This window comes from Fibrobacter sp. UWB15 (genome assembly GCF_900177705.1).
GTDB lineage: Bacteria > Fibrobacterota > Fibrobacteria > Fibrobacterales > Fibrobacteraceae > Fibrobacter.
Genome location: NZ_FXBA01000001.1, coordinates 266009 through 290844, shown reverse-complemented (window position 1 = coordinate 290844; position 24836 = coordinate 266009). Strand labels below are relative to the sequence as shown.

At 50.5% G+C, this 24836-nt stretch carries 18 protein-coding genes; 14 read left to right on the top strand and 4 right to left on the bottom strand.

The features are described 5' to 3' along the window. Positions 1-79 precede the first annotated feature (79 nt). From B9Y58_RS01225 to B9Y58_RS01175, 11 genes are all read left to right on the top strand, one after another. The gene (locus tag B9Y58_RS01225) at positions 80-1546 is read left to right on the top strand and encodes an amidophosphoribosyltransferase (RefSeq protein ID WP_073053582.1); all 1467 of its coding nucleotides are present in this window, start codon (positions 80-82) and stop codon (positions 1544-1546) included. Between the two features lie 219 nt (positions 1547-1765). Then, positions 1766-2203 (top strand): 30S ribosomal protein S16, encoded by a 438-nt coding sequence (gene rpsP / locus B9Y58_RS15070; RefSeq protein ID WP_073053581.1) that lies wholly within the window; start codon positions 1766-1768, stop codon positions 2201-2203. 114 nt (positions 2204-2317) lie between these two features. Beyond that, a complete protein-coding gene (gene rimM, locus B9Y58_RS01215; protein WP_073053579.1) occupies positions 2318-2875 on the top strand; it encodes a ribosome maturation factor RimM in 558 nt (185 codons plus the stop codon). Next, positions 2872-3576 carry a tRNA (guanosine(37)-N1)-methyltransferase TrmD gene (trmD, locus tag B9Y58_RS01210; RefSeq protein ID WP_073054688.1) on the top strand — a complete coding sequence of 235 codons (705 nt, stop codon included), beginning with the start codon at positions 2872-2874 and terminating at the stop codon, positions 3574-3576. The genes rimM and trmD overlap by 4 nt, the downstream gene beginning before the upstream one ends. A gap of 15 nt (positions 3577-3591) precedes the next feature. Then, positions 3592-3939 (top strand): 50S ribosomal protein L19, encoded by a 348-nt coding sequence (rplS, locus tag B9Y58_RS01205; RefSeq protein ID WP_073053577.1) that lies wholly within the window; start codon positions 3592-3594, stop codon positions 3937-3939. Between the two features lie 22 nt (positions 3940-3961). Continuing rightward, a complete protein-coding gene (locus B9Y58_RS01200; RefSeq protein WP_073053576.1) occupies positions 3962-4879 on the top strand; it encodes a cyclic nucleotide-binding domain-containing protein in 918 nt (305 codons plus the stop codon). After that, on the top strand, positions 4876-5784 hold the full coding sequence (locus B9Y58_RS01195) for a Crp/Fnr family transcriptional regulator (RefSeq protein WP_073053574.1): 909 nt from the start codon (positions 4876-4878) through the stop codon (positions 5782-5784). The genes B9Y58_RS01200 and B9Y58_RS01195 overlap by 4 nt, the downstream gene beginning before the upstream one ends. A gap of 120 nt (positions 5785-5904) precedes the next feature. Next, positions 5905-6282: a preprotein translocase subunit YajC gene (yajC, locus tag B9Y58_RS01190; RefSeq protein WP_083532164.1), complete on the top strand. Its 378-nt coding sequence runs from the start codon at positions 5905-5907 to the stop codon at positions 6280-6282. Between the two features lie 3 nt (positions 6283-6285). Then, the gene (gene def / locus B9Y58_RS01185; protein WP_073053572.1) at positions 6286-6825 is read left to right on the top strand and encodes a peptide deformylase; all 540 of its coding nucleotides are present in this window, start codon (positions 6286-6288) and stop codon (positions 6823-6825) included. A 95-nt stretch (positions 6826-6920) separates the two neighbouring features. After that, positions 6921-8405 (top strand): SpoIID/LytB domain-containing protein, encoded by a 1485-nt coding sequence (locus B9Y58_RS01180; RefSeq protein ID WP_073053570.1) that lies wholly within the window; start codon positions 6921-6923, stop codon positions 8403-8405. Positions 8406-8409: 4 nt separating this feature from the next. Continuing rightward, positions 8410-9702 carry a tRNA (N(6)-L-threonylcarbamoyladenosine(37)-C(2))-methylthiotransferase gene (locus B9Y58_RS01175; protein WP_073053568.1) on the top strand — a complete coding sequence of 431 codons (1293 nt, stop codon included), beginning with the start codon at positions 8410-8412 and terminating at the stop codon, positions 9700-9702. Between the two features lie 96 nt (positions 9703-9798). Here the strand turns inward: B9Y58_RS01175 and B9Y58_RS01170 are convergent, their stop codons facing one another. Further along, complete coding sequence (locus B9Y58_RS01170) at positions 9799-12597, bottom strand: fibro-slime domain-containing protein (protein WP_083532163.1); 2799 nt, start codon at positions 12595-12597, stop codon at positions 9799-9801. Positions 12598-12826: 229 nt separating this feature from the next. Here B9Y58_RS01170 and B9Y58_RS01165 point away from each other — a divergent pair, with 229 nt between their 5' ends. Both B9Y58_RS01165 and B9Y58_RS01160 read left to right on the top strand, forming a co-directional pair. Then, entirely contained in the window at positions 12827-13420 is a 594-nt protein-coding gene (locus B9Y58_RS01165; RefSeq protein WP_085534737.1) for a hypothetical protein, read from the top strand. Positions 13421-13470: 50 nt separating this feature from the next. Further along, positions 13471-16239, top strand: a complete 2769-nt coding sequence (locus B9Y58_RS01160) for a type IA DNA topoisomerase (protein ID WP_233247794.1) — start codon at positions 13471-13473, stop codon at positions 16237-16239. A gap of 393 nt (positions 16240-16632) precedes the next feature. Here B9Y58_RS01160 and B9Y58_RS01155 read toward each other — a convergent pair whose 3' ends face one another. Further along, positions 16633-17928, bottom strand: a complete 1296-nt coding sequence (locus B9Y58_RS01155) for a hypothetical protein (RefSeq protein ID WP_073053561.1) — start codon at positions 17926-17928, stop codon at positions 16633-16635. 111 nt (positions 17929-18039) lie between these two features. On the opposite strand from B9Y58_RS01155, the gene mutL reads away from it, so the two are divergent. Then, positions 18040-19932 carry a DNA mismatch repair endonuclease MutL gene (gene mutL, locus B9Y58_RS01150; RefSeq protein ID WP_073053559.1) on the top strand — a complete coding sequence of 631 codons (1893 nt, stop codon included), beginning with the start codon at positions 18040-18042 and terminating at the stop codon, positions 19930-19932. On the opposite strand, the gene B9Y58_RS01145 is transcribed toward mutL, so the two are convergent. After that, entirely contained in the window at positions 19885-20961 is a 1077-nt protein-coding gene (locus B9Y58_RS01145) for a glycosyltransferase family protein (protein ID WP_073053557.1), read from the bottom strand. The two genes, mutL and B9Y58_RS01145, sit on opposite strands and share 48 nt — an antisense overlap. A 6-nt stretch (positions 20962-20967) precedes the next feature. Then, a complete protein-coding gene (gene dnaE / locus B9Y58_RS01140; RefSeq protein ID WP_073053555.1) occupies positions 20968-24828 on the bottom strand; it encodes a DNA polymerase III subunit alpha in 3861 nt (1286 codons plus the stop codon). Positions 24829-24836: the final 8 nt, after the last annotated feature.

The window sequence follows — 24836 nt, the reverse complement described above, 5'->3', positions numbered from 1 at the left end:
TAAGGAATTTCATTCCACCATATCTCGCAAAATTTCTACCTTTGAGTGCAAATTTTCCCCAATCACTCAAGGAGTATTTATGGGCGGCTTTTGCGGTGTTGTTTCTAAAGAAGATTGCGTAAGCGACCTCTTCTTCGGAACCGACTACCATTCTCACCTGGGAACCCACCGTGGCGGTTTGGCGGTTCTCAAGTCCAACGGACATTTCCATCGTTCGATCCACAACATCCAGAACACCCCGTTCCGCAGCAAGTTTGAGCATGACTTGCCCTCTTTTGCTGGAAACGTAGGCATCGGTGTTATCTCGGATACGGACCCGCAGCCGCTCGTCATGACCTCCAAGCTCGGCACGTTCGCTATCGTGACCGTCGGCTTGATTACGAACATCGAAGAAATCAAGAACGAGCTGTTCAAGAACAACTGCATGCAGCTCCAGTACTCCACGACCAGCGGAATGGTCGGACCGACCGAAGTGGTATCCGCCTTGATCGCCACGCAAGATTCTATTGTCGAAGGTCTCAAGTACGTACAAGAGAAAATCAAGGGTAGCTGCTCTGTTCTTTTGATGGACGAAACCGGCAAGTTCTACGCAAGCCGCGACAAGTGGGGCCGTACGCCGATCGTACTCGGCAAAAAAGACGGCGCCATGATCGCCCTGCAAGAAAGCTGCGCTATCCATAACCTCGGCTTTGAATACGTCCGCGACATGGGGCCGGGCGAAATCGCCGAACTCACACCCGATGGCGACAAAACGCTCGTCGCCCCGGGCAAGAAGATGGCAATATGTTCGTTCCTGTGGGTTTACTACGGTTACCCGGCATCAAGCTACGAAGGACGCAATGTCGAAATGACTCGCTACCGCTGCGGTTCCGCACTCGCAAAGCGCACCCCCACCGAAGCCGACGCCGCCTGCGGCATTCCTGACTCCGGTACGTCTCACGCCCTCGGTTACGCCCACGAAGCCGGCATCAAGTTCGCCCGCCCGTTCGTGAAGTACACGCCGACTTGGGCCCGCTCCTTTATGCCGCAAGACCAGAAGCAGCGCGAACGCGTGGCTTCCATGAAACTGATTCCGATTCCGGGACTCATCAAGGACCGCCGCCTTGTGTTCTGCGACGACTCTATCGTGCGCGGCACGCAGCTCGGTAAGCAGGCCCAGAAGCTTTATTCGCTCGGCTGTAAAGAAACCCACATGCGTATCGCATGCCCGCCGCTCGTTTACCCCTGCAAGTTCATCAACTTCTCCCGTTCCAAGAACGAATACGACCTGATTACCCGTCGCTATATCCGCGACCAGGAAGGTGAGAATCCCGATTTGGACAAGTACACCGACCCGGATGGCGACGCCTACAAGGGCATGGTGGAATACATCCGCCAGAAGCTGAACCTCACGACGCTTGCGTTCCAGCGCATCGACGACCTGATTCACGCTATCGGGCTCCCCGCCGACCAGCTCTGCACCTTCTGCTGGAGCGGTAAGGACTACGCCGAAACGGGTGACTGCTATCATTGTCCATGTCACGGCGACGACAGCGACAAAGAATAAAAAGCAGTAAAATCACCGATTTTAGCCCAAAAACGACGTTTTTGGGCTTTTTTCGTGCTTAAAAAGCCTTAAATTCAAGTTAGTTTGTCCGTAAAGAACGGAAAAATTTTACATTCCGTCCTTTACACACAAGATTTTTTTTGCTATCTTTGGCCCAAAACAATAAAACAAACCCCATTTTCCCTGAAAAACGGGAAAATAAACAAATAAGAGGTTAAAATGGCAACCGTTATCCGTCTCGCTCGTTTCGGCAAGCGTCACAACCCCATCTACCGCGCCGTGGTGATTGACTCCCGCAAGGCCCGCGACGATAGCTTTATCGAACAGGTCGGTTTCTACAACCCGAACCAGAAGACCCCGGACATCAAGTTCGACCAGGAAAAGGTTCTGAAGTGGCTCCAGACCGGTGCACAGCCGTCTGACACCGTTCGCAGCCTCCTCAAGAAGGTCGGTATCATGGACCTGTTCCACGAAATCCGCGCTGGCCGTTCTATCGAAGGCAAGTCCGCTACTCCGCGTGCTGAAAAGGCCAAGAAGGCCAAGCTCGGTCCTAAGGCTCTCGCCAAGATCGAAGCTGAAAAGGCCGCTAAGGAAGCCGCCGCTGCTGAAGCCGCAGCCGCCGCCGAAGCTCCTGCTGAAGCCCCGGCCGAAGCATAATTTTCGCTTGAAAAGAAACCTCGTGCCTCAAAGCACGGGGCTTTTTTATCTAGCAAAAGCCGCTTGAACCCAAGTAATCACCTTCCGCTGATTCAAAACCCCACTAAGTCTTTCATGTCTGAATCCCAAGATTACATCACCGTATGCCAGCTCATGCGCACTCATGGCGTCAAGGGCTACATCAAGGCGATGCCGTTCACTCATGACATCAACCGTCATGAGATGCTTAAGGATGTGATGCTAAAGAAGACCAATGGTGAAACGGTACAATTGACTCTGGAAGATTCCAGGCTTGCAAACAATCTGTGGTTATTAAAGTTCAAGGGGTACGACACGCCGGAATCCCTGGTACATTTCGTCAATGCAGACGTAATGATTCCCGAATCGGAGAGGCTTCCCGCCCCCGAAGGTGAATATTACCTGGACGATTTGGAAGGTTTCCGCGTAAAACTGGAAGACGGCCGCGACATAGGCGAAGTTCTTGAAGTCCAGGAACTGCCTACCGTGAACGCGTTTCACGTCAAGTTCGACGCCCCATTCCAGAGCGAATTTTCCGCAAAAACAATCCTCGCTCCCTGGATAGACGACTGTGTCTTGAACATAGACGAAGAAGGCAAGAGCATCAAGTTCAGCGCAGACTACCTAAAAAGCCTGTGCCCGGAGGAAAGGTGAAGATCGACTGTATCACCATCTTTCCCGAGATGTTTACTCCCATGAAGCAATCGATCATGGGTCGCGCCCAGAGCAAAGGCCTGATGGAATTCAACACCATCTTCCTGCGCGACTTTGCCATCAACGACTACGGCCAAGTGGACGACGTGCCCTATGGCGGCGAACCGGGAATGGTCATAAGACCCGAACCGCTCGCAGCAGCCATTCGCAGCACGGGTGTCAAGGAAGACGGCGGTAAAGTCATCTACTTGACTGCTGACGGGGTTCCCTTTACCCACAAGATGGCCAAGGAACTTTCCAAGGAAAGCCACCTGGTGCTTGTCTGCGGACACTACAAGGGAATCGACGACCGCATCCGCCAGTCCGAGGTCGATCTCGAAATTTCTATCGGCGATTTTGTCGTGAGCGGGGGTGAACTCCCTGCCATGCTCGTGACGGATGCCGTGGTGAGACTCCTGGACGGGGCGCTCGGCAACAAGGAATCCGGCGAAACGGACTCTTTTGCGCAGGGCGTACTGGGATGGCCGGTCTATACCCGACCCGAAGTTTTTGAAGGAAAAAAGGTGCCCGAAGTGCTCTTATCGGGTCATCACGCGAACATTAAAGCCTGGAGGCGCCAAGAATCGTTAAAAAGAACGCAAGAAAGACGCCCAGACATCTTTAAAAATCTTGAAGAAGATACTAAATTTGGCATCAAATAAAAACGAGGTACACAAATGTCCCTGAACATTGAAGCAATCCATAACGAAAACTTGAAGACCGACCTTCCTGAACTCCGCGCTGGCGATACCGTCACCGTGAACGTGAAGGTGATCGAAGGCACCAAGGAACGTATCCAGCCGTTCAAGGGCGTCGTGATCCAGAAGAAGAACACCGGTATTTCTGCAACTCTCACCGTTCGCAAGATGTCCGGCTCTGTGGCCGTGGAACGCATCTTCCCGCTCCACTCCCCCCGCATCGACTCTATCGTGCTCGACCGCGCCGGTAAGGTTCGCCAGGCTCGCATCTACTACATGCGCGACCTCCGCGGTAAGGCTGCTCGTATCGACGAACGTCAGGCTTAATTAGCCTTAACACTCGAGGAATATGACCTCGCGTCAACAATTAATCCCGCCTACGCATCAAAGCGTAAAGGCGGGTTTTGTTGTTTATTCGCCCAAAAGCGAAAAACGAAGCATTATTATACTCGAAGAAGGCGAGCTTGTCGCCCGCGAAACAACACCACCTTATTCAATCGTCTTTACCATGAGACCAGGAGACCTGGTCGGTGTTGCAGCCCTGCTGGAACGCGAACCGTTCAAGTACGAACTTTCGGCAAGCAAGGATTCCCGCATCACTGTCGTAACCGAAGAATGCATGGAATCGGAACTCAAGCGGCTCCCCCTCTGGCTTTTGGCTTTGATCCGAAATCTTTCGGCAAAGACCCACCTGCTGAAACGCGCCGCTATAGAGACTCGCGTCAGGAACACCCTCAAGAGCCTCGCCGAATACCTGAGCCACAAGCCTAGTGACATAGACTTCAACCTCGCCGAATTGCTTCGGGAATTTTCGTTCTTGACTAAAATCTCGATCACGGCGGCACAAGAAGATTTCAAGTCGCTTTTACGCAGACACTTGATCAAGCTTTCGCAAAAGAACGGTCGCGTATTCTGCAAAGTGATAGACCCGGAACTGCTGCATATCTTCACAGACTACATCCGGGCTCAAGAAACTGAATCGGATTTTACGCCGTACAAATTGAGTATTGTCCAGAAAAAGATTCTAGTCTTTTTGTCGGCCTTGGAAGAATCCCCTGAAAAAAACGGCCCCGACTGGATTGCCTACATTCACGATAAATTCCCTGATGCCGACGTTTCGCAATGGATTAGTTTGTTAAAAATGGAATGGTTCGCCAAAAAAGACGCAAGCAATCCTGACTGCGATCTGTACAGCATCAACAAAACTAAAATTCTGTATTTCTTGAAGGCGCTACGCTACGAGACCAACATTCGAGGGGTGCTATGACGCTTGAAGAAGGACAGATCCTATTCCGCGAGGGAGATCCCGGTGAAAATCTTTATGTGGTTCGCGATGGCGAACTGCAGGGCAAGAGTTCGCTCGGTACAGCAATCAACACCTACGGCCCAGGAGCCTTGATCGGTGAATTGGCGTTTCTAAAAAAAGAACCTTACACAGAAACCATTACCGCCACTGAAGATTGCGAGCTGATTGAAATCACGCCCGACGCCCTGGAAGAATCGTTGGAACAGGAACCCGCCTGGTTCAGGTCTATTATTTCGTTCCTCACGGGTCGGCTTCAAATTGCTGGTGAAAACAAGCGTAAGAGCGACAAAATCAAGGCGCTTCCTAGTCTGCTTTACGTTCTGGAGTCAGACAATTCCATTGCAGACATCGTTGAAAGCGTCCACAATCTTTTCAATATTTCAAAAGACTGTACCAACGAACTTTTGAAAGTTCTTGAAGATCTCGAAATTCTGAAAATACAGGGTACACAAGTTCACGTCAAGAATACGAATGTAGTACACCTTCTGTACGACTCCATTCTTTACCGCGCGCGTTACAAGAAAATGCCTCCGCAAATTCTTTCGATGACCGAGCAGATGGTTTTAAACGCCGTCATCAAGACCGTGCAGCAGAGCAAGGCACCCCTCAAAAACGGAACATTCACCGTCAACACCGAAGACCTGTTGAAGGTCGCAAAGCGCGCCATGTTCGGTGCAACGCTCACCACACGTACTCTGTTCCCGCTCTTGGAACGCAAGCTGCTGAGTTCATCTCTTCCCCTTGGAGACGGAAGCGTCCTTCCCGAAATCGATACTATTCCATCTTTCTCAGGCGATTTTGACACGATCCTCGATTTGATGGAACTGAACCGCATTTACCCGTTGCTCGACAAGAAACTGGTATAGCGGCTACGCCGCAATGTGGAGTGTGAAATGTGAAATGTGGAATGACTTATTTCACATCACACATTACACATTTTCTATATTTTAAGCCGAAAATCAACTAACCCCCTAGCAGGTATAAACATGAAACTTTCCGCACTTCTCGTGACCCTTTCCTCCATAGCCGCCTTCGCCGAAGAAGCCGCTCCCGAACAGCAGCCGAGCGCCATTGGCAGTTTTTTGCCGCTCATTCTCTTGTTCGTGGTGATGTGGCTCTTCTTTATCCGCCCGAAGAACAAGGAAATGAAGAAGATGGAAGAAATGCGCAAGGCCCTCAAGAAGGGCGACAAGGTGATCACCACCGCCGGCATTATCGGCACCGTCACCAACATTGACGAAACCGGCACCACAGTTTCTGTGCGCACGGGTTCTACCACCATCATCGATTTTGAAAAGTCCGCTATTCTCCGCGTTCTGAACGCAGAAACTGCTCCGGCCGCCAAGACCGAAGAAAAGAAGTAATCCATGGCTCTGCTCGAAATTAGAACATACGGCGACCCGGTACTTCGCAAAAAGTGCGAGCCCATCACCGAGATTACGCCCGAACTGCGTCAGCTCGCCAAAGACATGCTCGAAACCATGTACGACGCTCCGGGTTGCGGCCTTGCCGCTCCGCAAATCGGCAAGAACATCCGCTTGGTCGTGATTGACACCGCTATTCCTGGCGAAGAGGACCCGCGCCCTTACATCATGTTCAACCCCGAATGGGAAGCAGAACCCGATGCAAAGCCAGTCCCCTACGACGAAGGCTGTCTTTCTGTGCCCGATATCTTCTGCAACGTGATTCGCCCCGACAAGGTGTGCGTCCGTTTCTTTGATATCAATGGCGAACCTCAAGAAATTCATAACTGCGACGGACTCTTTGGACGTTGCATTCAGCATGAAACGGATCACTTGAACGGCGATTTGTTTGTCGACAAGATTTCGACTGCGGACCGCACCATGAATCAGTCCAAGCTGAAGAAGATGGCCAAGGATACGCAGGCGAAACTGAAGAAGCGCTAAGGCAGGTCCAAAGCCCTCTGAGGAATGTCATGCCCGCCACCGAGCGGGCATCTCCTTTTTTCTGCTAAAGAATAATTTGTATAATTGTTCAGGTAATGTCTTTTAAGGTTCCACTCATTTTTGCTTTTACTCTCGGGTTTTCGGCTGCACTTGCAGACGATGATTTCGACTTACCCGATGACGTGCAAAAAACAGAAGTGCCAGCAAACGCCGAAGACATTTCCGATGGTCCTGTAAACTTCGCTCCGATTGAGGCTACAACTACCGAGACTACAAGCGAAGCTCCAGCAAAGCCACTTCCCGTCAAAAACAAGTCTGCGAAAGACATTGCCAAAAGCTACTTACCGCCGGTTCCAGAAGAGAAACCGGTACAAGGTGGGAAGCATCCCCTGAAACAAGTTCAGGGGGACGTTAGTGTTCAAAATCCGAACGAAGAGGACAAACCGGCGGCATTTAAGGCGCATCAGATTCCTGATGATTTGGACCGTCCGCTCCGCGTTGGGATTTTCACCGGAGTCAAGGAACTTTACCTGAAATACCAAGGCGAAACCGTACACGTTACTCCGCACGGAAAAATGGTCCGCTTCGAAGCCGATGGAAATTCTACTGAAGACATCGCCCACGAATTCAACAGCGAAGATGGCGGATGTCTTGCCGTCGCCGCCGACAAGAAGAGTCTCGGCAGAGCTTGCTACCCCGGAAGTGTCATGTTCCGCACCACTAACGGCAAGCTCGACGCCATCAACTCGGTCGATGTAGAAGACTATCTGCGAGGAGTCATACCCTACGAAATCGGAAAGTTGGACTCCAGCCGCATCGAAGCCTTAAAAGCCCAAGCCGTGGCAGCACGCACTTACGCCTACAAGCATTTTAATAGCCGCGAATCTATGGGATTTGACGTTTTCGCCGATACCAAGGATCAGGTTTACAAGGGCCTGGAATCGGCAACGCCCCTGACCGATGCTGCCGTCAAGGCGACCACAGGCGTCGTCATGACTTACGGCGGCGAATTCATTATCGCTTACTACCATTCCACTTGTGGCGGCGTTACAGAAACACTAGCCACCTGGAACCGCCCTGATGTTCCCTACTTGCACAGTAAACCGGACTTGCGCCCCAATGGCAAGCCCTGGTGCGACGAATCCAGCTATATCAAATGGGAACGCCGCTTTGCAGATAAAGAAATTGTCAAACTACTCAAGGCGAACGCCGTTGAAGCAAAAGCGACTTTTAGCGTCGCAACCGGAAAAGACTTCAAAAAAGTCAAATCCATCAAGATTAAGGATAAATTAAATAGCGGCCGCATCATGACACTCCGCGTTGAAACCGACAAGGGACATTTTGACGTACTGACCGATCGCACCCGCTGGCTTTTCAAGAAAGCAGGAACCATTCTTCCCTCCTCTTTCTTTACAATCAAAAAAGAAGGCAAGGAATGGGTTCTCACTGGCACGGGATTCGGACATGGCGTGGGCATGTGCCAAATGGGAGTGCGGGCTCGTGCCCAGGCCGGGCAAAGCTATCAAGAAATTTTGAGCCATTACTACCAGGGAATCACTCTGGAAAAATTCGAACGGTAATCGAGTGGTTTATTCAACGAACGATGCAAAGCCGTTACTTGCCGTCATTAGCCAAGGTTGCGCAGCCAACTTTGGCGATGGTGAAAAAATCGCCCGGATATTCGCAGACGATTACCGAGTTGTATTTGGAATACCCAAAGAAACTTTAAGCGGCAATGAAGCAGAAACACCCGATGCCCTCGTGCTGAATGTTTGCACCGTCAAAGGGAACGCAGGAGCACTCAAGCTGCTGCGTGAAGCCTTAAGCATCGCTCCCGAAGCAAAGTTATTCATTACAGGGTGTGCCCCGAAAGACTTTAGAGAAGAAGTCGCGAAAATCACCGACAAGGTGGTATTCACAAGTTTGAAAGAACTCAAACTGGAAAAGCTGACCCTGAAACGAGTTCAGGGAGACTTGCTCATACGGGAATCTTCGCTGGTAGGAATCGTCAACATCGAGGAAGGTTGTCTCGATGCCTGCGCCTATTGTTCCACAAGGATCGTCAAAGGCCGTTTGCACAGTTACCCTGCCGCAGACATTGTGCAGCAAGTAAAGAGCCTTGTAAGCGACGGTTGCATCGAAATCCAGCTGACCGGCCAAGACTGCGGCTGTTACGGATTCGACACCGGGACCAACCTCGCCGAGCTGGTGCAACAGATTCTAGCCGAAGTCCCCGGCAACTACAAGATGCGTCTCGGTATGGGAAACCCGCGGCACATGCTGCAATACATTGCCCCTTTACTGGAATGCTTTAAGGACGATCGCATCTATAAATTCATCCACCTGCCCGTGCAAAGCGGTAGCGACTCCGTCCTTAAGGCGATGAACCGCAAGCACAACGCGCAAGACTACATCGATTTAGCCGAAACTTTCAATAGGAATTTTCCGTTGTTCACCTTGAGTACGGACCTCATTGTAGGTTTTCCCGGTGAATCGGAACAAGACTTCAACGACACTCTAGATATCCTAAAAAAGACACGCCCGACGGTCTGCAACATCACCCGATTTGTAGCTCGTCCGAACACACCCGCCTACCATATGGCCGGCGCCGTTCCCGACGAGATCAAGCATCAACGTTCAGCCACTCTTGCCGAAGCCTTCCAACGCATCGCAACCGAAAACAATGCCCGTTGGATTGGCCAAACCGAAACCGTCGTTATCGAAAAGCTCGGCTACCGCAAGGGCACCTACATCGCCCGAAACGCCGCCTACCGCCCCGTCGCCATCACAAGCGACAAGGTGTTAATGCCGGGCGAACGATTCGTCGTCTCCATTACCGACGCCGAACCCTTCGCCCTTATCGGCCGCATTAACTAATCAACATCTCACCTCGCACACCCATCGCCTATTCGAGAATAAATACGAAAAAGCCCCGGCATCGCCGAGGCTTTAAATCTTTTTGTAAAGCGTCTACTACTTCACCTTAGCGCGCTTATAGCCACGTCTGTAAGTTTCCGACGTACGAGAGTAGTAAATCGTGTGCGGCCAAGCAGAGGAGCCTTCCTTAATGCAAGCTGTGTATGCTTCCTGAACGAAGGTCACCTGGTAGATGTAAGGACCCGTAGCAACCGTTCTACCGTTCTGGGACACCGGATACATCTTGATCGTAATAAAGCCAGCACCCGTTTCGCCATACAGTTTGGTGTCGCAGCCCGCTTCATCAACGCCAGCGACATTACCGCCCTTACCCGCCAAAGCCTTGTGGAGCTCTTCTTCGTTCATGCTCTTCTGATATTGGCTTACAAAGTGCCCCAAATGGTCAAACACGCGAACGTTAATGCGGAACGGTCCCATCACCGGGTAAGACACGCTGAAGCAGCTTTCAACGCCGTTCGAGTAGCACATCGAAGCCGGAGATTCCTGACCGCCCACATAAGCGGTAGTCGTCGCGCTGGTAGAGCCATCTATGGACGTTGCCGAGAAAATCTTCTTTTCATCATTGGTCAAAGCGAGCGGGTTATTGTTCTTACCCACGCCACTCGGCACAGAGGTGAACAACATGTCAGCCGTGTAATCCAGCGGCAGTTCGCCACCATTGTTTTCAGCAATATTGGTAAGCGTATTTGCCTGGTTGCTGAAGTCCGGACGAACAATAGCAGAGTCCATCACGAAGGGAGAGCCCTGTGTCGGAGCCTTGAATTCTGCACCCGGCCAATCTTCCGGAGTATCCGGATAACCGACCACTGGCTTACCGGAAGTAGAAGTCACCTTGAACGTCATTTTAGAGTTCCATCTCATCAAGGCATCCCAAGTTGCTTCGTCAATGCCTTGTGCAGCATAGTCAGCCTTTTGAATCTTATATTCATCACTATTCAAGAATTCCGTATCTGTGGGTGAGTTGAAAGCGATCTTGTCACCACCTACGATAATCGGGTTCGCTGCAATCTGGCCATTTTCATCCATCAAGATACCCGTAAAGGTGTACTGCACACCGGCAGATCCCATGCTGGCACCCTGTTCAACGCTTGTCACATAGTAGCCATAGGTCTTGATTGTCTTGGCACCTGTTGTCGGGTCAGTTTCTGTTCGCATCACAATAATGGTGGGTTGCGTTGAACCGTATGTCGCGATGTTTTGAATAGTCGTAGCATCCAGCGTCGTATTCAAGAACATAGTCACAGTCTGGTTGCCGTTGGAGTCCAGCTTGGCAAGCACGCTACCAATAGCAGGCTGACCGTAGCGAGACGGAGCAAGTTCAGAAAGGGAGCTACGGATACGCAGGTTAGAACCATCGGACTGGCGGTCTGCATAGAAGAAGTGCAGATAGTGCCAAGAGTCATCGATCCAGCCTTCATTATCAAGTTTCAGACCGCAAGAGTCGAGCATCGGATCACCCGGATGGCATCCATGTCCATTGGCTGCCAAGTAGTCCATATTTGCAGTACCGGATGCAGCAAGGTGAGTACCGCCCAAGTCAACCACCAGCACACCGTCCACGAAAATCCACATATCGTCGTCGCCAGTGAACTTAAAAACTTCGCCCTTGCCCTTCTTGTACTTGAACTTGGCAACACCCATCATGGTAAAGCCATAGTTGCGCAAGTGACGAAGTCCCATTTGTCCTGCAGCCACAGCGGCATCGGATGCGGCCGTTGCGCTTCTGGGACCACCGGCACTAAGCCATGAATTACAAAGACTCTGGGTATTGTCACCCATAAAGTCCGTCTGGGTTTCAGCCCATTGATATGCATAAGGCGGGCAGAAAATGGAAAGACTCTGAGGACCATACTGATTCGGGTACATCGGCTTCTGAGAAACCCACTGGAACTTACCATCATCAGTAATGCTATCCAACGGGAAGTAACCACCATTGTTCCAGTTCTTATCGATTTCGAAATAGGCCGGATCGCTAGCATCCTGATCCAGAATCAAGGTCGTATTCGTACGTTTGTTGACATCGTTTCCATTGACGTCTTTAACATCGGAATACCACTGGGCAAAATATTCGTTATCGCATGCAGACCTAGCCTTCGTAATGATAGGCTCGTATATATCAAGAGCGCACTTGGTCGGGTCGTTCGGATCGCAGTCATTGAGATCCGGCGGGAAGATTAGCCTCTGTTCCACCATGCCCGGTGTCGTATAAACGATCTGGGACCAGGAATGAGACTTACAAACTTTCGTACCCGAGCAGGTCTTTTTATCGTCGGACAGGTTGGCAGCCCAACCTCCGGAAGCATCGGAACACAAGTCTGATACTAGACCCCGCATCACCTTAAGGCCAAGGGGATTCCACTTGGGATCGGGAGTACAATCCTTAAATTCGCCATACCAAGCGAAACCCGACGCATCCGTCACCATTTTGATATAATCAGGAACGGTAGATACAGCGCCACTTGCGCTCGCCATGTCATGGGGATAGCCATTTACGCCAACAGCAATACCGAGTTCAGGAGTCTGCGTGTTTCCGCAACCGAAAAGAGCATCATTACTACGGCGAGTAGCCCATTCCGCATTGTTGGTATACGAAGCATGCCAAGTATCCGGATACCTACCAATAACCTTGCCACCACTCTTTTTTCCGCCGTTATAAATACTATTATGCGCTTCTTCCTGGAAGTTTTCGAAGTCCTGGTGAGTCACAGGGAAGTCACGGATAATGATATCCAATTCTCTCTGGTTTTCTTCAACAACAGCCTGCGAGGTCACAGCCCCAACAAGTCCAAAAATAGTCGCACTAAGTGCAAGTCGCTTAACAGTATTCAATTTCATAATAATCCAATCACCTTACCTATAATTATAGGTTTAAAATATTCCATCATAAATATACACCTTTTTTTTGCATTTTATTAACTTTTTATTGTGAAAATTCGTTTAAACAGGCCGTTTGCAGTAACTTCGTGCCATAAAACACTTATTTTTAACTTGCAAGCGGAACAGGTCTCCACATTTTTCTAAATAATGGCCCATAATGACGTTTTCGACCCTATTTACTATCGTAATGGCCCTCATCTTTGCGCGCATTTTTTGGCTAAAAATCAAGGATGTGAGCATGAAAAGCGAATCCTTTAAGCAGCTTCCGGCCAAAGACCAGCTTTCAGTCTTGAAAGAATGCCTTTTGAACAACCCGACCGAAACAAACCTGAAAAATCTGAAAGAGTTTTCCCAGAAACAAGGTGTCGAATTGGACATCAAATCTTATAGGCCGTTCATCAAAAAGCAGCAGGAACTGACCCGCCGAAAGGACGCCCTTGCCGAAGACAACGAACTCTTTACCGCAGAGGCCGAATGGATCGACCAGATTTTGCCCATGGAATTTGAAGAGGCCAAACTCGCCAAGCAAGAAAACCGGTTTGAGGACTATATTCTGCATTCGCTCGAAGGCGTTGCAAGGCTTTACTCGGATCGGGCCATTTTAAGCGAACTGGACTCCCTAGTTCAAGACTACCCTAAAGCCAAGGTACTCGCCCAAGGGTATCGCGAACTGATGGAACTCCGGGACAGCAGTGGCGCCGACGACGAGTCGCTCAAAAAATTGCGTGCCGCCAAGGAATCTTGGGAAAAAGAACTCTTGCAAGTGGATATTGAACAGTGATCCTACTTGTCGCCGAAAAACCGTCTGTCGCAAACCAACACTACCGCCCTATGCTAGAGCGGTTGGAAGGGGAAAAATTCACCCAAGGCGACGGATGCCTGATTGGCAAGAACCATTGCATCACCTGGTGCGTAGGTCACCTGATTACCCTTGCGCCGTTAGACGCTTACCCCGGTTTTGAAGGCGGCTGGCGACTTTCGAATTTGCCCCTGCTCCCAGAAAAATTCAAGCTCATGGAAATCGAGAGCACCAAGAAACAATTGAATGTGGTGCGGCAGATGATGGAGCAAGCAGACGTGCTGGTGAACGGTGCGGATGCCGGCCGCGAAGGTAACTTGATTTTTGACTTGGTGCTCGACTACACACCCTCTTTTAAGCAAAAGACCATTAAGCGCCTGTGGGTGAACAGCTACGTGGCCAAGGACTTGGACAAGGCCTGGAAGAACCTGGAAGACGCCACCCAGCGCGTGAATTTAAGCTATGCAGCCCGTTTAAGACAGCGAGCCGACTGGATGGTAGGCCTGAACGCGACACGCGCCTACACACTCACTGCAGGGCGCGGCAAGATGATTTCGGTGGGGCGCGTGCAGACTCCGACCCTAAACCTGATTGTAGAACGCGACACAATCGTGGAGCAATTCAAGGAACTGTTCTACTACAGCGTCGTGGGCACATGGAAAGGCTTCCAGGCTCAATACGTCAAGCGCGAAGAAGACGCCAAGGGCGAAGCAAACCTTAAAGTCGCGGTTTTTGAAAAAGAAACAGAAGCGAATGCGGTTGTAGCGCGATGCGTCCCTCCTGCCGAAGCTGCTATAGCAAAAATCGATAACCAGCAAAAGAAGCAATTTCCGCAAAAGCCATTTGACTTGACTGAACTCCAGAAAGAGGGCAACAAGCGTTTTAAATACAGCGCCCAGCAAGTTTTGGATTGTGCGCAGAACCTGTACGAAAAGAAACTGCTGACTTACCCGCGTACCGATTCGCAGTACCTGCCCGACACCATGAAGCAAGAGGCCTACGCCCTTGCGCAAAAACTGGCAACCCCCGAGCAGCAAAAGGTTTTCCGCACCTTCGATGAAAATTTCGTCTTCATCAACTCGAGCAAGGTGACTGACCACTTTGCCATTATCCCCACCGGCGAAGCTCCGAACGATTTGCCTGAAATGGAGCAGAAGATTTACGACCTGGCCAAGGAACGCTTTGTGCAGGCGTGGCTGAAGCCCTACGTGTGGGATGAAATGGAGGTGATTTTAGTAGGAAGTAGGAAGTTAGAAGTAGACAGTAGAAATTTGGATGCTGGCACTTCAGATCAATTTAGATTAAAGCTCAAGCGCAATGAAGATCTCGGTTTTCGCGCCCTCGTCAAAGAGGAATCAAAAGGAAAGAAAAAGAAGAAAGGTGATTCCGGTTCGGAAGAAGGGAGTACCGCAGCCGAAGGCAAGGGCGACAGCGATGAAATCACGAACCTGGTGGAAGTTTTCCCGGAATGGACTGTCGGCGAACACGCGCCTTTTGACAGCGTGGAGCTCCAAAAGAAAAAGAAGAGCAAGCCCAAGTACTATACCGAGGCGACTCTTTTGGCCGCAATGAAAACCGCCGGCAAGCAGATCGAAAACGAGGAACTTGCCGAAGCCATGAAGGACCGCGGCCTAGGTACGCCGGCAACGCAAGCAGGCATTATCGAGACTCTCAAGAAGCGTGGCTTTATCGAGGCGCAAAAGAATTATTTGGTGAGTACAGAGCGCGGGCGCGAAGTGATTGCCTTGATGGACGAAAAAGTCAAGTCGCCCGAAATGACTGGCGAATGGGAATACAAACTTTCGCAGGTCGAAAAGGGCGAACTTCAGCCTGCTGAATTCCGCGACGGAATCGTTGAATACGTGAAGCAGTTGTTCGCTGATTTACACGCGCGATACGGCTGCCAGTTCGAGCGCGAGACCGCAACCGAAACAATTCCATGCCCTAAATGCGGGAGCGCGCTCGATGTAGCCCCTTGGGGCTACGTGTGCCCCAAAGCCGAATGCGGATTCAAAATCGGGCACACTCTGGCAGGCAAGATGCTTTCGCATTCCGAAATGAAGAAGCTCCTTGCCGAAGGTCATGTAGGTCCACTCGCCGGATTCAAGAGCAAGAAAGGCACTGAATTCTCGGCGAAGCTTTCGGTTGACAAAGATTTCAACATTCAGTTTGAATTCGAAAGCGACGGCAAGTTCCACGGGCAAAAAACAGAATACAAGTGCCCGCTCTGCGGCGAGCCCCTCGAAGAAAACAAGAACGCCCTATTCTGCACTAATGCTACCGATGGCGTCGACTGCAAATTCACGCTATTCAAGACCGTCGCAGGCCACACGCTTACCGTCGCCGAAATAAGCGAGCTCTTTACCAATGGCGAAACACCGCTGATTCAAGATTTCAAGAGCAAGAAGGGTTCTGATTTTGCCGCTCGCCTCAAATGGGGCGAAGGCGCCGACAAGGGCCGCACCGTTTTTGAATTCATGCGCAGAAACCTCCCCTGCCCCGTTTGCGGAGACCAATTGCGTTTTCGTGCCGGGACATCGAACCAAGGCAATGGCGAAGCGAATCACGCAGCCTATGTTTGCATGAACCCGCAATGTGGTTTTGGAATTCCGCAAGTATTCTATCAGCGCAAACTCACCGACGACGAAGTCGAAGGATTGCTCAAGAATAAATTTACGTCTGTTCTTGAACCGTTCAAAAAGAACGATACGACCTTCCGCGCAGCACTTGAAATCCGCGACGGCGGCAAGCTCGCCTTCAACAAATTAACCGTCGAAGTCATTGAAACGAAAAAGCCTTAAGTAAAAAAGGAGATGCCCGCCTTCGCGGGCATGACAATTCTATTGCCGAGCCGAGCACTTATTTTTTAAAGACATGTTCGCAGGCCGAGCGTCGCGGGCAAACTTGTTTGCACATGACCGAGGCCCAGAACATGCTTTCTTTATGCGCCATCGAGGCGCATAAAGAAAGAAAGGGCTCCCTTGCGGGAACCCTTTCCTAAGAAGGAGAAAATATGAATCGGTATGTGGAACCTTGAACCTACCAGGAGGGGAGCAATGATAGAGTCGTTTCAGGATTTACCCTTCTACCGTTCACGATTCCAAATATACCCATTTATTTGCCCTTGAGAACTACCAATTTGCTTATTTTCTAAATCCGTTTCAATTACATTTTCGGATTTAGTAAACTGGCGTTTACTCTTCGCGGAAAATAATCTTGCACTTCGGAACAAAACGGAATCCACCGCGGCGGTGACGTTCGATTTCGAAGAACTTCTTCACGCCTTCGGACGGATGTTCCGGATCGTCGGAGCCGTTGATATGAGCAATCACGCGGTTCAAGCGGCTTTCGAAGTTCGGACGCAGCGGGTCCATGCAAATAGACGGATCGCGCTTGAATTCACGGTTTTCAAATTCTTCACGACCAGTTGCGCTGTATTCGCGCAGCAAGTTGCGGAGAATTCGAGCAGGCACGTTACGCATCAAATGCTTGTTGTTCACCGAGATAGAATCGTCGCTCTTGTAGTAGATGATTGTCACGGAGTCGTTCATGGCTTCAAGCAACTGTTCCTGGGCCTTCTGGATGGGTTCCCATGAATCGAATTCCTGCTTGACGACCGCACTCATAAGCTTGTTGAACGGTTCCGGAGCCACCACATTGGCCTTATAATCAAAGTAGACCACGCTAGCCGGTGCGCCGTAATAGCAACCCTTCTGAATCAGGACTGCACCAACCTTTTCGTCAATGACATCTTCAGTGGCACGAATGCAGGCCATCTTCTTTTCGGCTTCAAATTCCCATTCGAGACCATATTCGGCAAGGCAATCGCCAAAGGTCTTGTATTCGCCCACCTGGCGGCCATTCACAAACACAAAACCATCGCGAACTTCGGCTGTAGCACGATTTTCAAGAGCTTCGACAAAAGAGGTCTGGCAAGCCTTATATTCAATTTTTTCGTAGCGAGGCGTATTCAGGAGAATTGCTCCGATCTGCACCAAGCCGTTGAACCAGCGCATGGGGTTCGTAATCAGCATACCCGGGGAGTCAAACCGGTAGGTGAAGTATTCCTTGCGGAAACCGTCGACCAGTTCACGGCGGAGGAACTTCGCATTGGAAAGCAGCGGATAACGCTTCGGAATAATATCAAGACAGAGTTGACGGACGTCTTCAGTTGCATAGAACTGCGAAACATACGGAAGGTAAGAACGAAGCACGCTACGAGCGGGAATCGCTTCGAAAGTGGCGCAACGGTCCATAATGCGCTGTACGAATTCGTCCGGATTTTCGCCACGTTCATAGAGCCAGTTTACCACATTGTTCATCATAAGACGGTGAACACTTTCATCCACGAACGAATCTTCGAAGTAGATGTCGTTTAGCAACTTGACATTGAAACGAGGGTCACGCTTAATGAGAGTCAAGATATCCTTGACAGGATACGAGATGAGCAACTCAATGTGAGTCAACTGAAGGAATAGGTTAGAAAGCACTTTTACCTCACTCTATTGAATGGTATTTTGAAAAACGCCACTCAGTCTTTTCGTACTATTAATTTAGCAAAAAAAATATGATTTTCACCCCCAAAAGGCTATATTTGGGGTATGAAATCGGCTGAAATACACGTTTTATCGGATGAAATCATCAATAAAATCGCTGCTGGCGAGGTTATAGAGCGCCCTGCATCGGCAGTAAAAGAGCTGATTGAAAACGCCATCGACGCTGGAGCCTCCCGGATACAGGTTTCCATCGAGGAGGGCGGCAAGAAAAAAATCCAGGTGACCGACAACGGAAAAGGCATGAATGCCGCCGACATGGACTTATGCTACTTGCGCCACACAACCTCAAAACTCTTCAGTGCAGACGACCTTTTCCATTTACATACAAATGGTTTTAGAGGTGAAGCCGTAGCCTCTATTGCCGCTGTGTCCAAATTAACCATCACCAGCGCAACCGATGATGGCGACAGCGGCCGCATTATTCTTGAAGGCGGAAACGTTGTAGAAAAACAGGACATACAAGCGAGCCGTGGCACCACCTTTTTGGTGGAAAACTTATTTTACAATACCCCCGTTCGCCGCAACTTTCTGAGCAGCGAAACTGCCGAAAGCACCCGAATTTTAGATGTTGTTCTAAAAACAGCTATTGCGCACCCCGAAATCCGTTTTGACTACAAAGTCGGTGAAAAGACCCTGTTTACAGGCGTTCCGGGCGAGCTCCGTAACCGAATCGCCGAAGCTATCGGTTCCAAAATTGCCAAAGTCCTTTTGCCTGTCGACTACACCGAAGCCGGCGTACACGTTTGGGGTTACGTGTCCCCCACTACAGAAACAAATGGCAAGCGCAACCACCAGTTTTTGTTCATCCGCAACCGCCCCATCGAAAGCAAGATGGTGAGCAAGGCGGTGCAGCAAGCCTACGAGCCCTATGGCGCCCAATGCAAACCTGTTTCTGTACTGTTTCTGGACATGCCCGACATGGAATTCGACGTCAACGTGCACCCTGCCAAGCGCGAAGTCCGTTTTGCAAACCAGAATTTGGTTTTCTTGGTAGTCTCCCATGCCATTCGCGACACGTTTACCAAGGACATGGAAGCTAATTCTCCGCTGATAGACTTGAGCGAAGAAATTGCGGAATGCAAAAATGAATTGCAGGACAACTCGCCCAAAGTGCCCTACGGCTTCGAGGAACCCATTTTCAAGCCTGCCGCCACCCCAGCACCAAGTTTTTCCTCCAAGGAGTCTGGCGGAGACAGCCCCGTAATGTCAAACTTTCCGGCCACGAGATTCACTTACGAAAAGCCTCGGAAGAACTTTCCGCAAAACGATTTGGCCCAAGATTTGTTCAGCACGCCCGAAGCTGGCAAGGTGATTTCGCTGGAAGGCAAAGTAAACGAAGTCACAGAGAGCACTGCACAATGGACTCCACCGACATTTTTCCAGATCGCATGCACCTACATTGCCGGTGACGATTCAAATGGCCTATTGGTCATTGACCAGCATGCGGCACATTCCCGCGTCCTTTATGAGCAAGCCCTTGCTACTTTAAGAAACGGCTCCGCCCTGGACAGTCAGGAGCTGTTATTCCCCGAACTTCTGGAACTATCCAAGCTGGAAGTAGAAGCCCTCAAAAGTGTCGAAGACCAATTCAAGCACCTGGGCTTTTATATTGAACATTTTGGAGGCGAGACCTACCAGATTCGCGCCATTCCGAGCGCACTCCCCCTTTCCCGCGCCATCAAGGCGGTCAAGGACTTTTTGGATAGCATCGGTGACGAAGGCATGGGCGAAGGTGACATGGTTAAAATCCAAGACACCATCGCCAAAGCTTGGGCAAGCACCAACGCTTACCAAGCCGGCGACAAGCTTAAAACCGAAGAAATGGCCGCCCTCGTAAGCCAGCTCATGCTGACTGAAGAACCGCTCAAGTCGCCCTACGGACACCCGACATTACTGCGGTTTACACTCGACGAACTGGCCAAGAAATTCAAGCGCTAATTGATCGAGCGTTTTCCCGACAGTGAGCTTTTCGAAAAGCTCTTTCACGACATTTTCTCTTTTGCCCTTAGTTAGCGACCAAGTTTTGACACCCGACCACGGGTGGACGATGTGTTCTGGGAATACAAGACGATCCAGAATAATATTGGGCAATGCGAAAAATTTCGTCTTAATAAACAAGCGACCCAGGCAATAAGTCAGCAAGTCTGGCTTGGTGCAAACCGTAAAAGAAACACCGGACAAAGCAAGTTCCAAGGTCGATGTTCCAGGAGCGGTCAAAGCATATTCAGCGCTTTGATACAGAGCCATTCGCTCTGCTGCACTTTGGGGAGCAACAACCACGGGAACTTTAAACTTTTCAAACACGGGAACAAGTTCCCGACGTGCTGCAACCAAAACCACATTCGGCAAACCTTGCACCGTTTTCAGAAAAACGGGCACATTGCGAAGGGCCTGGAACTTGCGACTCCCAGGAAAAAGAAGAATGCTTTTCGACGCGGGCGAAACGGCAGACGAGAAAGAATCCGCTACACAAAAAGGGTGCTGCACGCGTACCACATTGCAGCCGGCTTCGCTGTACACAGATTCTTCAAAGTCAAAGAATACGGCGAGTTTGACGTATGGATTTTTCGCGAGAACTTTCGCACGCTTACGTTTCCAGGCCCACACTTGTGGAGGCGCCACATACAAAGCGGGCTTACGCAGTTCCCCTGCTCGCGCTACGAGTTTCATATTGAAACCGGGATAATCAATAGCAATCAGCCCGAGACATTCCGGCGATTCAAGCGCCGTCTTTAGTGCAATAAAACTCTGACGCAATTTAAAGTACTTGGGCAATACATCGCCAAAGCCAGAAACAGGCAAATTTTCGAAGTCGACTAAGGGCAACATTCCCGCCGACTGCATGCGGCGACCTCCCGAGCCTTTCACCGCAAACTTTTGAGATACTAGACTTCTGACTAAGGGTTCGCCAACGGAATCCCCAGAATCCTCGCCCGCGCAAATCAGAATATACGGCTCGCACGCCATAGACTTTTATCGCTTGGCACGGTTCGAGACCCAAACCTTCAAAGCGCCTAGATCCTTGCGTAAATACTGCAACAACTCGGGAGTGTAAACCACTTTCTTGTTCTTGAGAGAAAGAACATGAATGTTGCCCGATTCCGTTTCTACATGAGCAACGATTTCACAACCACGTTCCCCTTCAAAGGGTTCATATTTTTCCATGGCCGTCAAAAGCTTATCGGCAAAGGCATCATCCACCATCGAAGAATAAAGCACCATGTGAATGTGGCTTACCATGTCCGAACGTACGCGATCCAGCTGAATCACTTCTTCAACCACCAGTTGCATCCCGTCGCCCATACGTTGATGTTCCAGTGATCCCTTTACAAGCACACGGTCATCGAGAGCGACTGTATCGCGGAACTTTTCCCACATGTCTTTCTTGAAGAACATTTCCAAGTCACCGTGGAAGTCTTGAATGGAGCCAGCACCAATCGTATCGCCGCGCTTGGTTTCAATCGAACGGAGCTTTGTCACCACACCGCCCACAATCACGGTACCGCCTTCGTGACGTTCCAATTCTTCTTCGTCCAAGGAGCAAGAGGTAAAGCCCTGCAGTTCCGGCCGGAATTCATCGAGCGGATGCCCCGACAAGAACATGCCCACCACATCGCGTTCCTTGTTGAGCATTTCCATGGCAGACCATTCTTCTGCTTCTTCGAGGACTTCGGCAGAGCTATCCATAGAAGGCGCACCGCCGCCCATGTCAAAGAGCGACATCTGACCGCGGTCTTTATCTTCTTGGCTGCGGGCAGCCACTTCCATGGCGCGGTCTACGGTTGCCATGAGTACGGCGCGGTTGCCCGGGAATTCGTCGAGGGCGCCAGCCATAATCAAGCTTTCGATAAGGCGCTTGTTCATGGGCGGGCGTTTTTCTTTTTGTTCGCCCTGGTATTCGGTCACGCGCTTGCAAAAGTCAAAAATGTCCTTGAACTTGCCGCGGCGTTCTCTTTCGGCTATAATGTCTTCGACAACTGCGATACCCACGTTACGAATGCCTGCCAAGCCAAACAGAATTTGGCCTTCTTTATTGGCCACAAACTCACCCATCGATGCATTAATGTTGGGCGACACCACTTCGATATCGAGGCGCTTGCATTCCAAAATAATCGTCACGATGTCTTCGGTCTTACCCATTTTAGACGTCATGGAGGCGGCCATGTATTCGGGGCCGTAATGCGCCTTCAGGTATGCCGTCTGGTAAGCCACGTATGCATACGCAGCTGCATGACTCTTGTTGAATGCGTATCCGCAGAACGGGAGCACCGCATTCCACACCTTTTGAATCATGTCCTTATCGTAGCCCTTGTCCAAGCATTTCTGGAAAAACTCCGGTTCGAGTTTCGCCATCTTTTCGGGCATCTTTTTGGCCATGATACGGCGGATATTGTCAGCGCCACCCAAGGTGTAACCGCCCAAAATCTGGGCAAGCTTCATCACTTGTTCCTGGTACACAATCACGCCGTAGGTTTCACCCAGCACCTGTTCCAAGTCAGGGTGGTAACAGTCGATTTCTTCTTGGCCATTCTTACGGGCAATAAAGTGCGGAATCTGGTCAATCGGCCCCGGACGGTACAGGGCGTTCATAGCGATCAAGTCAAAGATTCGGGTGGGCTTCAGTTCGCGCAGGTACTTCTGCATACCCGGAGATTCGAACTGGAACACCGTCGTGGTCATCCCCTTGCCGAGCAAGTCGAACGTTTCCTTGTCATCCAAAGGAATATGACCCATGTCAAGTTCAATCGAACGATTCTTCTTGACCATGTTCACCGTGTCTTGAATGATCGACAAGTTGATAAGGCCAAGGAAGTCCATCTTCAAAAGTCCGATGTCTTCGGCGTAATGCTTGTCGTACATAACCACCGGAGTATCTTCGGGGGCGGCACGGTACAAGGGAGCAAGGTTATAAATCGGGGTCGGCGTAATCACCACGCCGCAAGCATGCACACCCGTCTGGCGCGGCAAATCTTCAAGCTTTTTCGCGATATCCCAAAGGTTCTGGTAGCTGGCGCGGCTGCCGATCATCGCCTGCAAGGGTTCCGGGCTGTAACCGTCTTCCAGGTTGTTGCCCTTCTTGTCTTTACCCGTCCAAGCTTGCTTAAGGCTAAAGTTCAAGGTGCGCTGCGGGAACAGCTTGGTAATCTGCTTTGCTTCGGCAGGCGGAAGCCCTAAAACGCGCGCCACGTCGGTAATCACCGCTTTGGACTTGAGCATACCGTAGGTAATAATCTGGCCCACGCATTCCTTGCCGTACTTGTCCGTCACGTACTGAATCACGCGACCGCGGTCACGGTCCGCAAAGTCGGTATCGATATCCGGCATGGACACACGTTCAGGGTTCAGGAATCGTTCAAAAAGGAGATCGAAAGTAAGCGGGTCGATGTCGGTAATACCGATAATGTAAGTGACCAGAGAACCAGCAGCAGATCCACGGCCCGGGCCCACAGGAATTCCGTGTTCACGGGACCAGTTGATAAAGTCCCACACAATCAAGAGGTAGCCCGCCACGTTCATGTTGCGGATACAGTTCAGTTCCTTGTACATGCGCTTGCCCACATCGGTTTCGTGGGCAGGGAACTTAAAGTCCTCTTTCGGGAAACGCCACTTGAGACGCTGATTACAAAGGTGCGTAATATAAATATCGGCATCGCCACCCGGTTTACACCAACGGCGCACACTCTTGTCCCAAGCCTTATTGTCGTCTTCGTCAAAGAATTCCGGCTGCGACAGGCGTTCAATTTCGGCCTTGTCTTCGTCGGTCAGGGCGTCTTCGGCAATTCCTTTGTCTGCGCAATAGGTCGCCGTCACCTTTTTCTTTTTGTCCTTGATGACGCCCTTGAGTTCGCGTTCGCGTACGACCGGATATTCCGCGTCGTATTCCGCCTTCATAATCGCCTTGATGCTCTGGTATTCATCCGAGGCCAAAAAATCTTCGGGAATCTTGAATCGGGGCCAGAATTCATCGCCGATACCGGTCTTGACCGTATAATTACAGCGTTCTGCAATCTTGACCGTGTTTTCGATGGCGCCCGGAATATGCCCGAACAGTTCCACCATTTCGGCTTCGCTGCGGAAATAGAACTTGTCCGTCGGGAAACGCTTATCATCAAAGCCGTTCAGCGTTTCCTTAAGCGAAATGCAACGCAAGACCTTATGCGCTTCGGCATCTTCGGCCTTAATGTAATGGACATCTGCCACCGCCACAATTTCGCGGCCCAGTTCACCGGCCAACTGAACGTTATAATCGTTCAGCAATTTTTGCTGAGGCACGCCGTTGTCGCACACCGAAATGTACAAATGGTCGTGGTCAAAAATCTTGTCGAGGGCTTCCATGTATTCGCGGGCAACGCTATTGCGCCCAGCCGCGACACTCTGGCCGTACTTGCTAAAGAAATCGCCTGCAATGGCGATAATGCCTTCTTTATGCTCTTCGATAACCGACAGCGGCACCGAGGGAATTTCTGCCCAGCGGTCACCGTCTTCGTAGCGGTAACTCACAATGCGGAGCAAATTGTAATAACCGGCTTCATTTTCGACCAAAAGCGTCAATCGCTCAAATGTAATCGGATCTTTCTGATTAGCACTCGGCGTGTCCACATAAATGTGGCAGCCGTAAATTGTCTTTACCGGCGGGAGGCCCTTTTCTTTGCGGGCCTTGTTCATGTCTTTTCCGCGAGTCTGAATTTCTAGAATACCGAACATGGCTCCATGATCGGTAAGGGCGACTGCAGGTGCGTTTTCGTCGGCAGCGGCAGCCAAAATACCGTCTAGACGAGCAGAAGACTGTAAAACAGAAAATTCAGAATGAACTTGCAAGTGAACAAAAGCCATACCTGCAA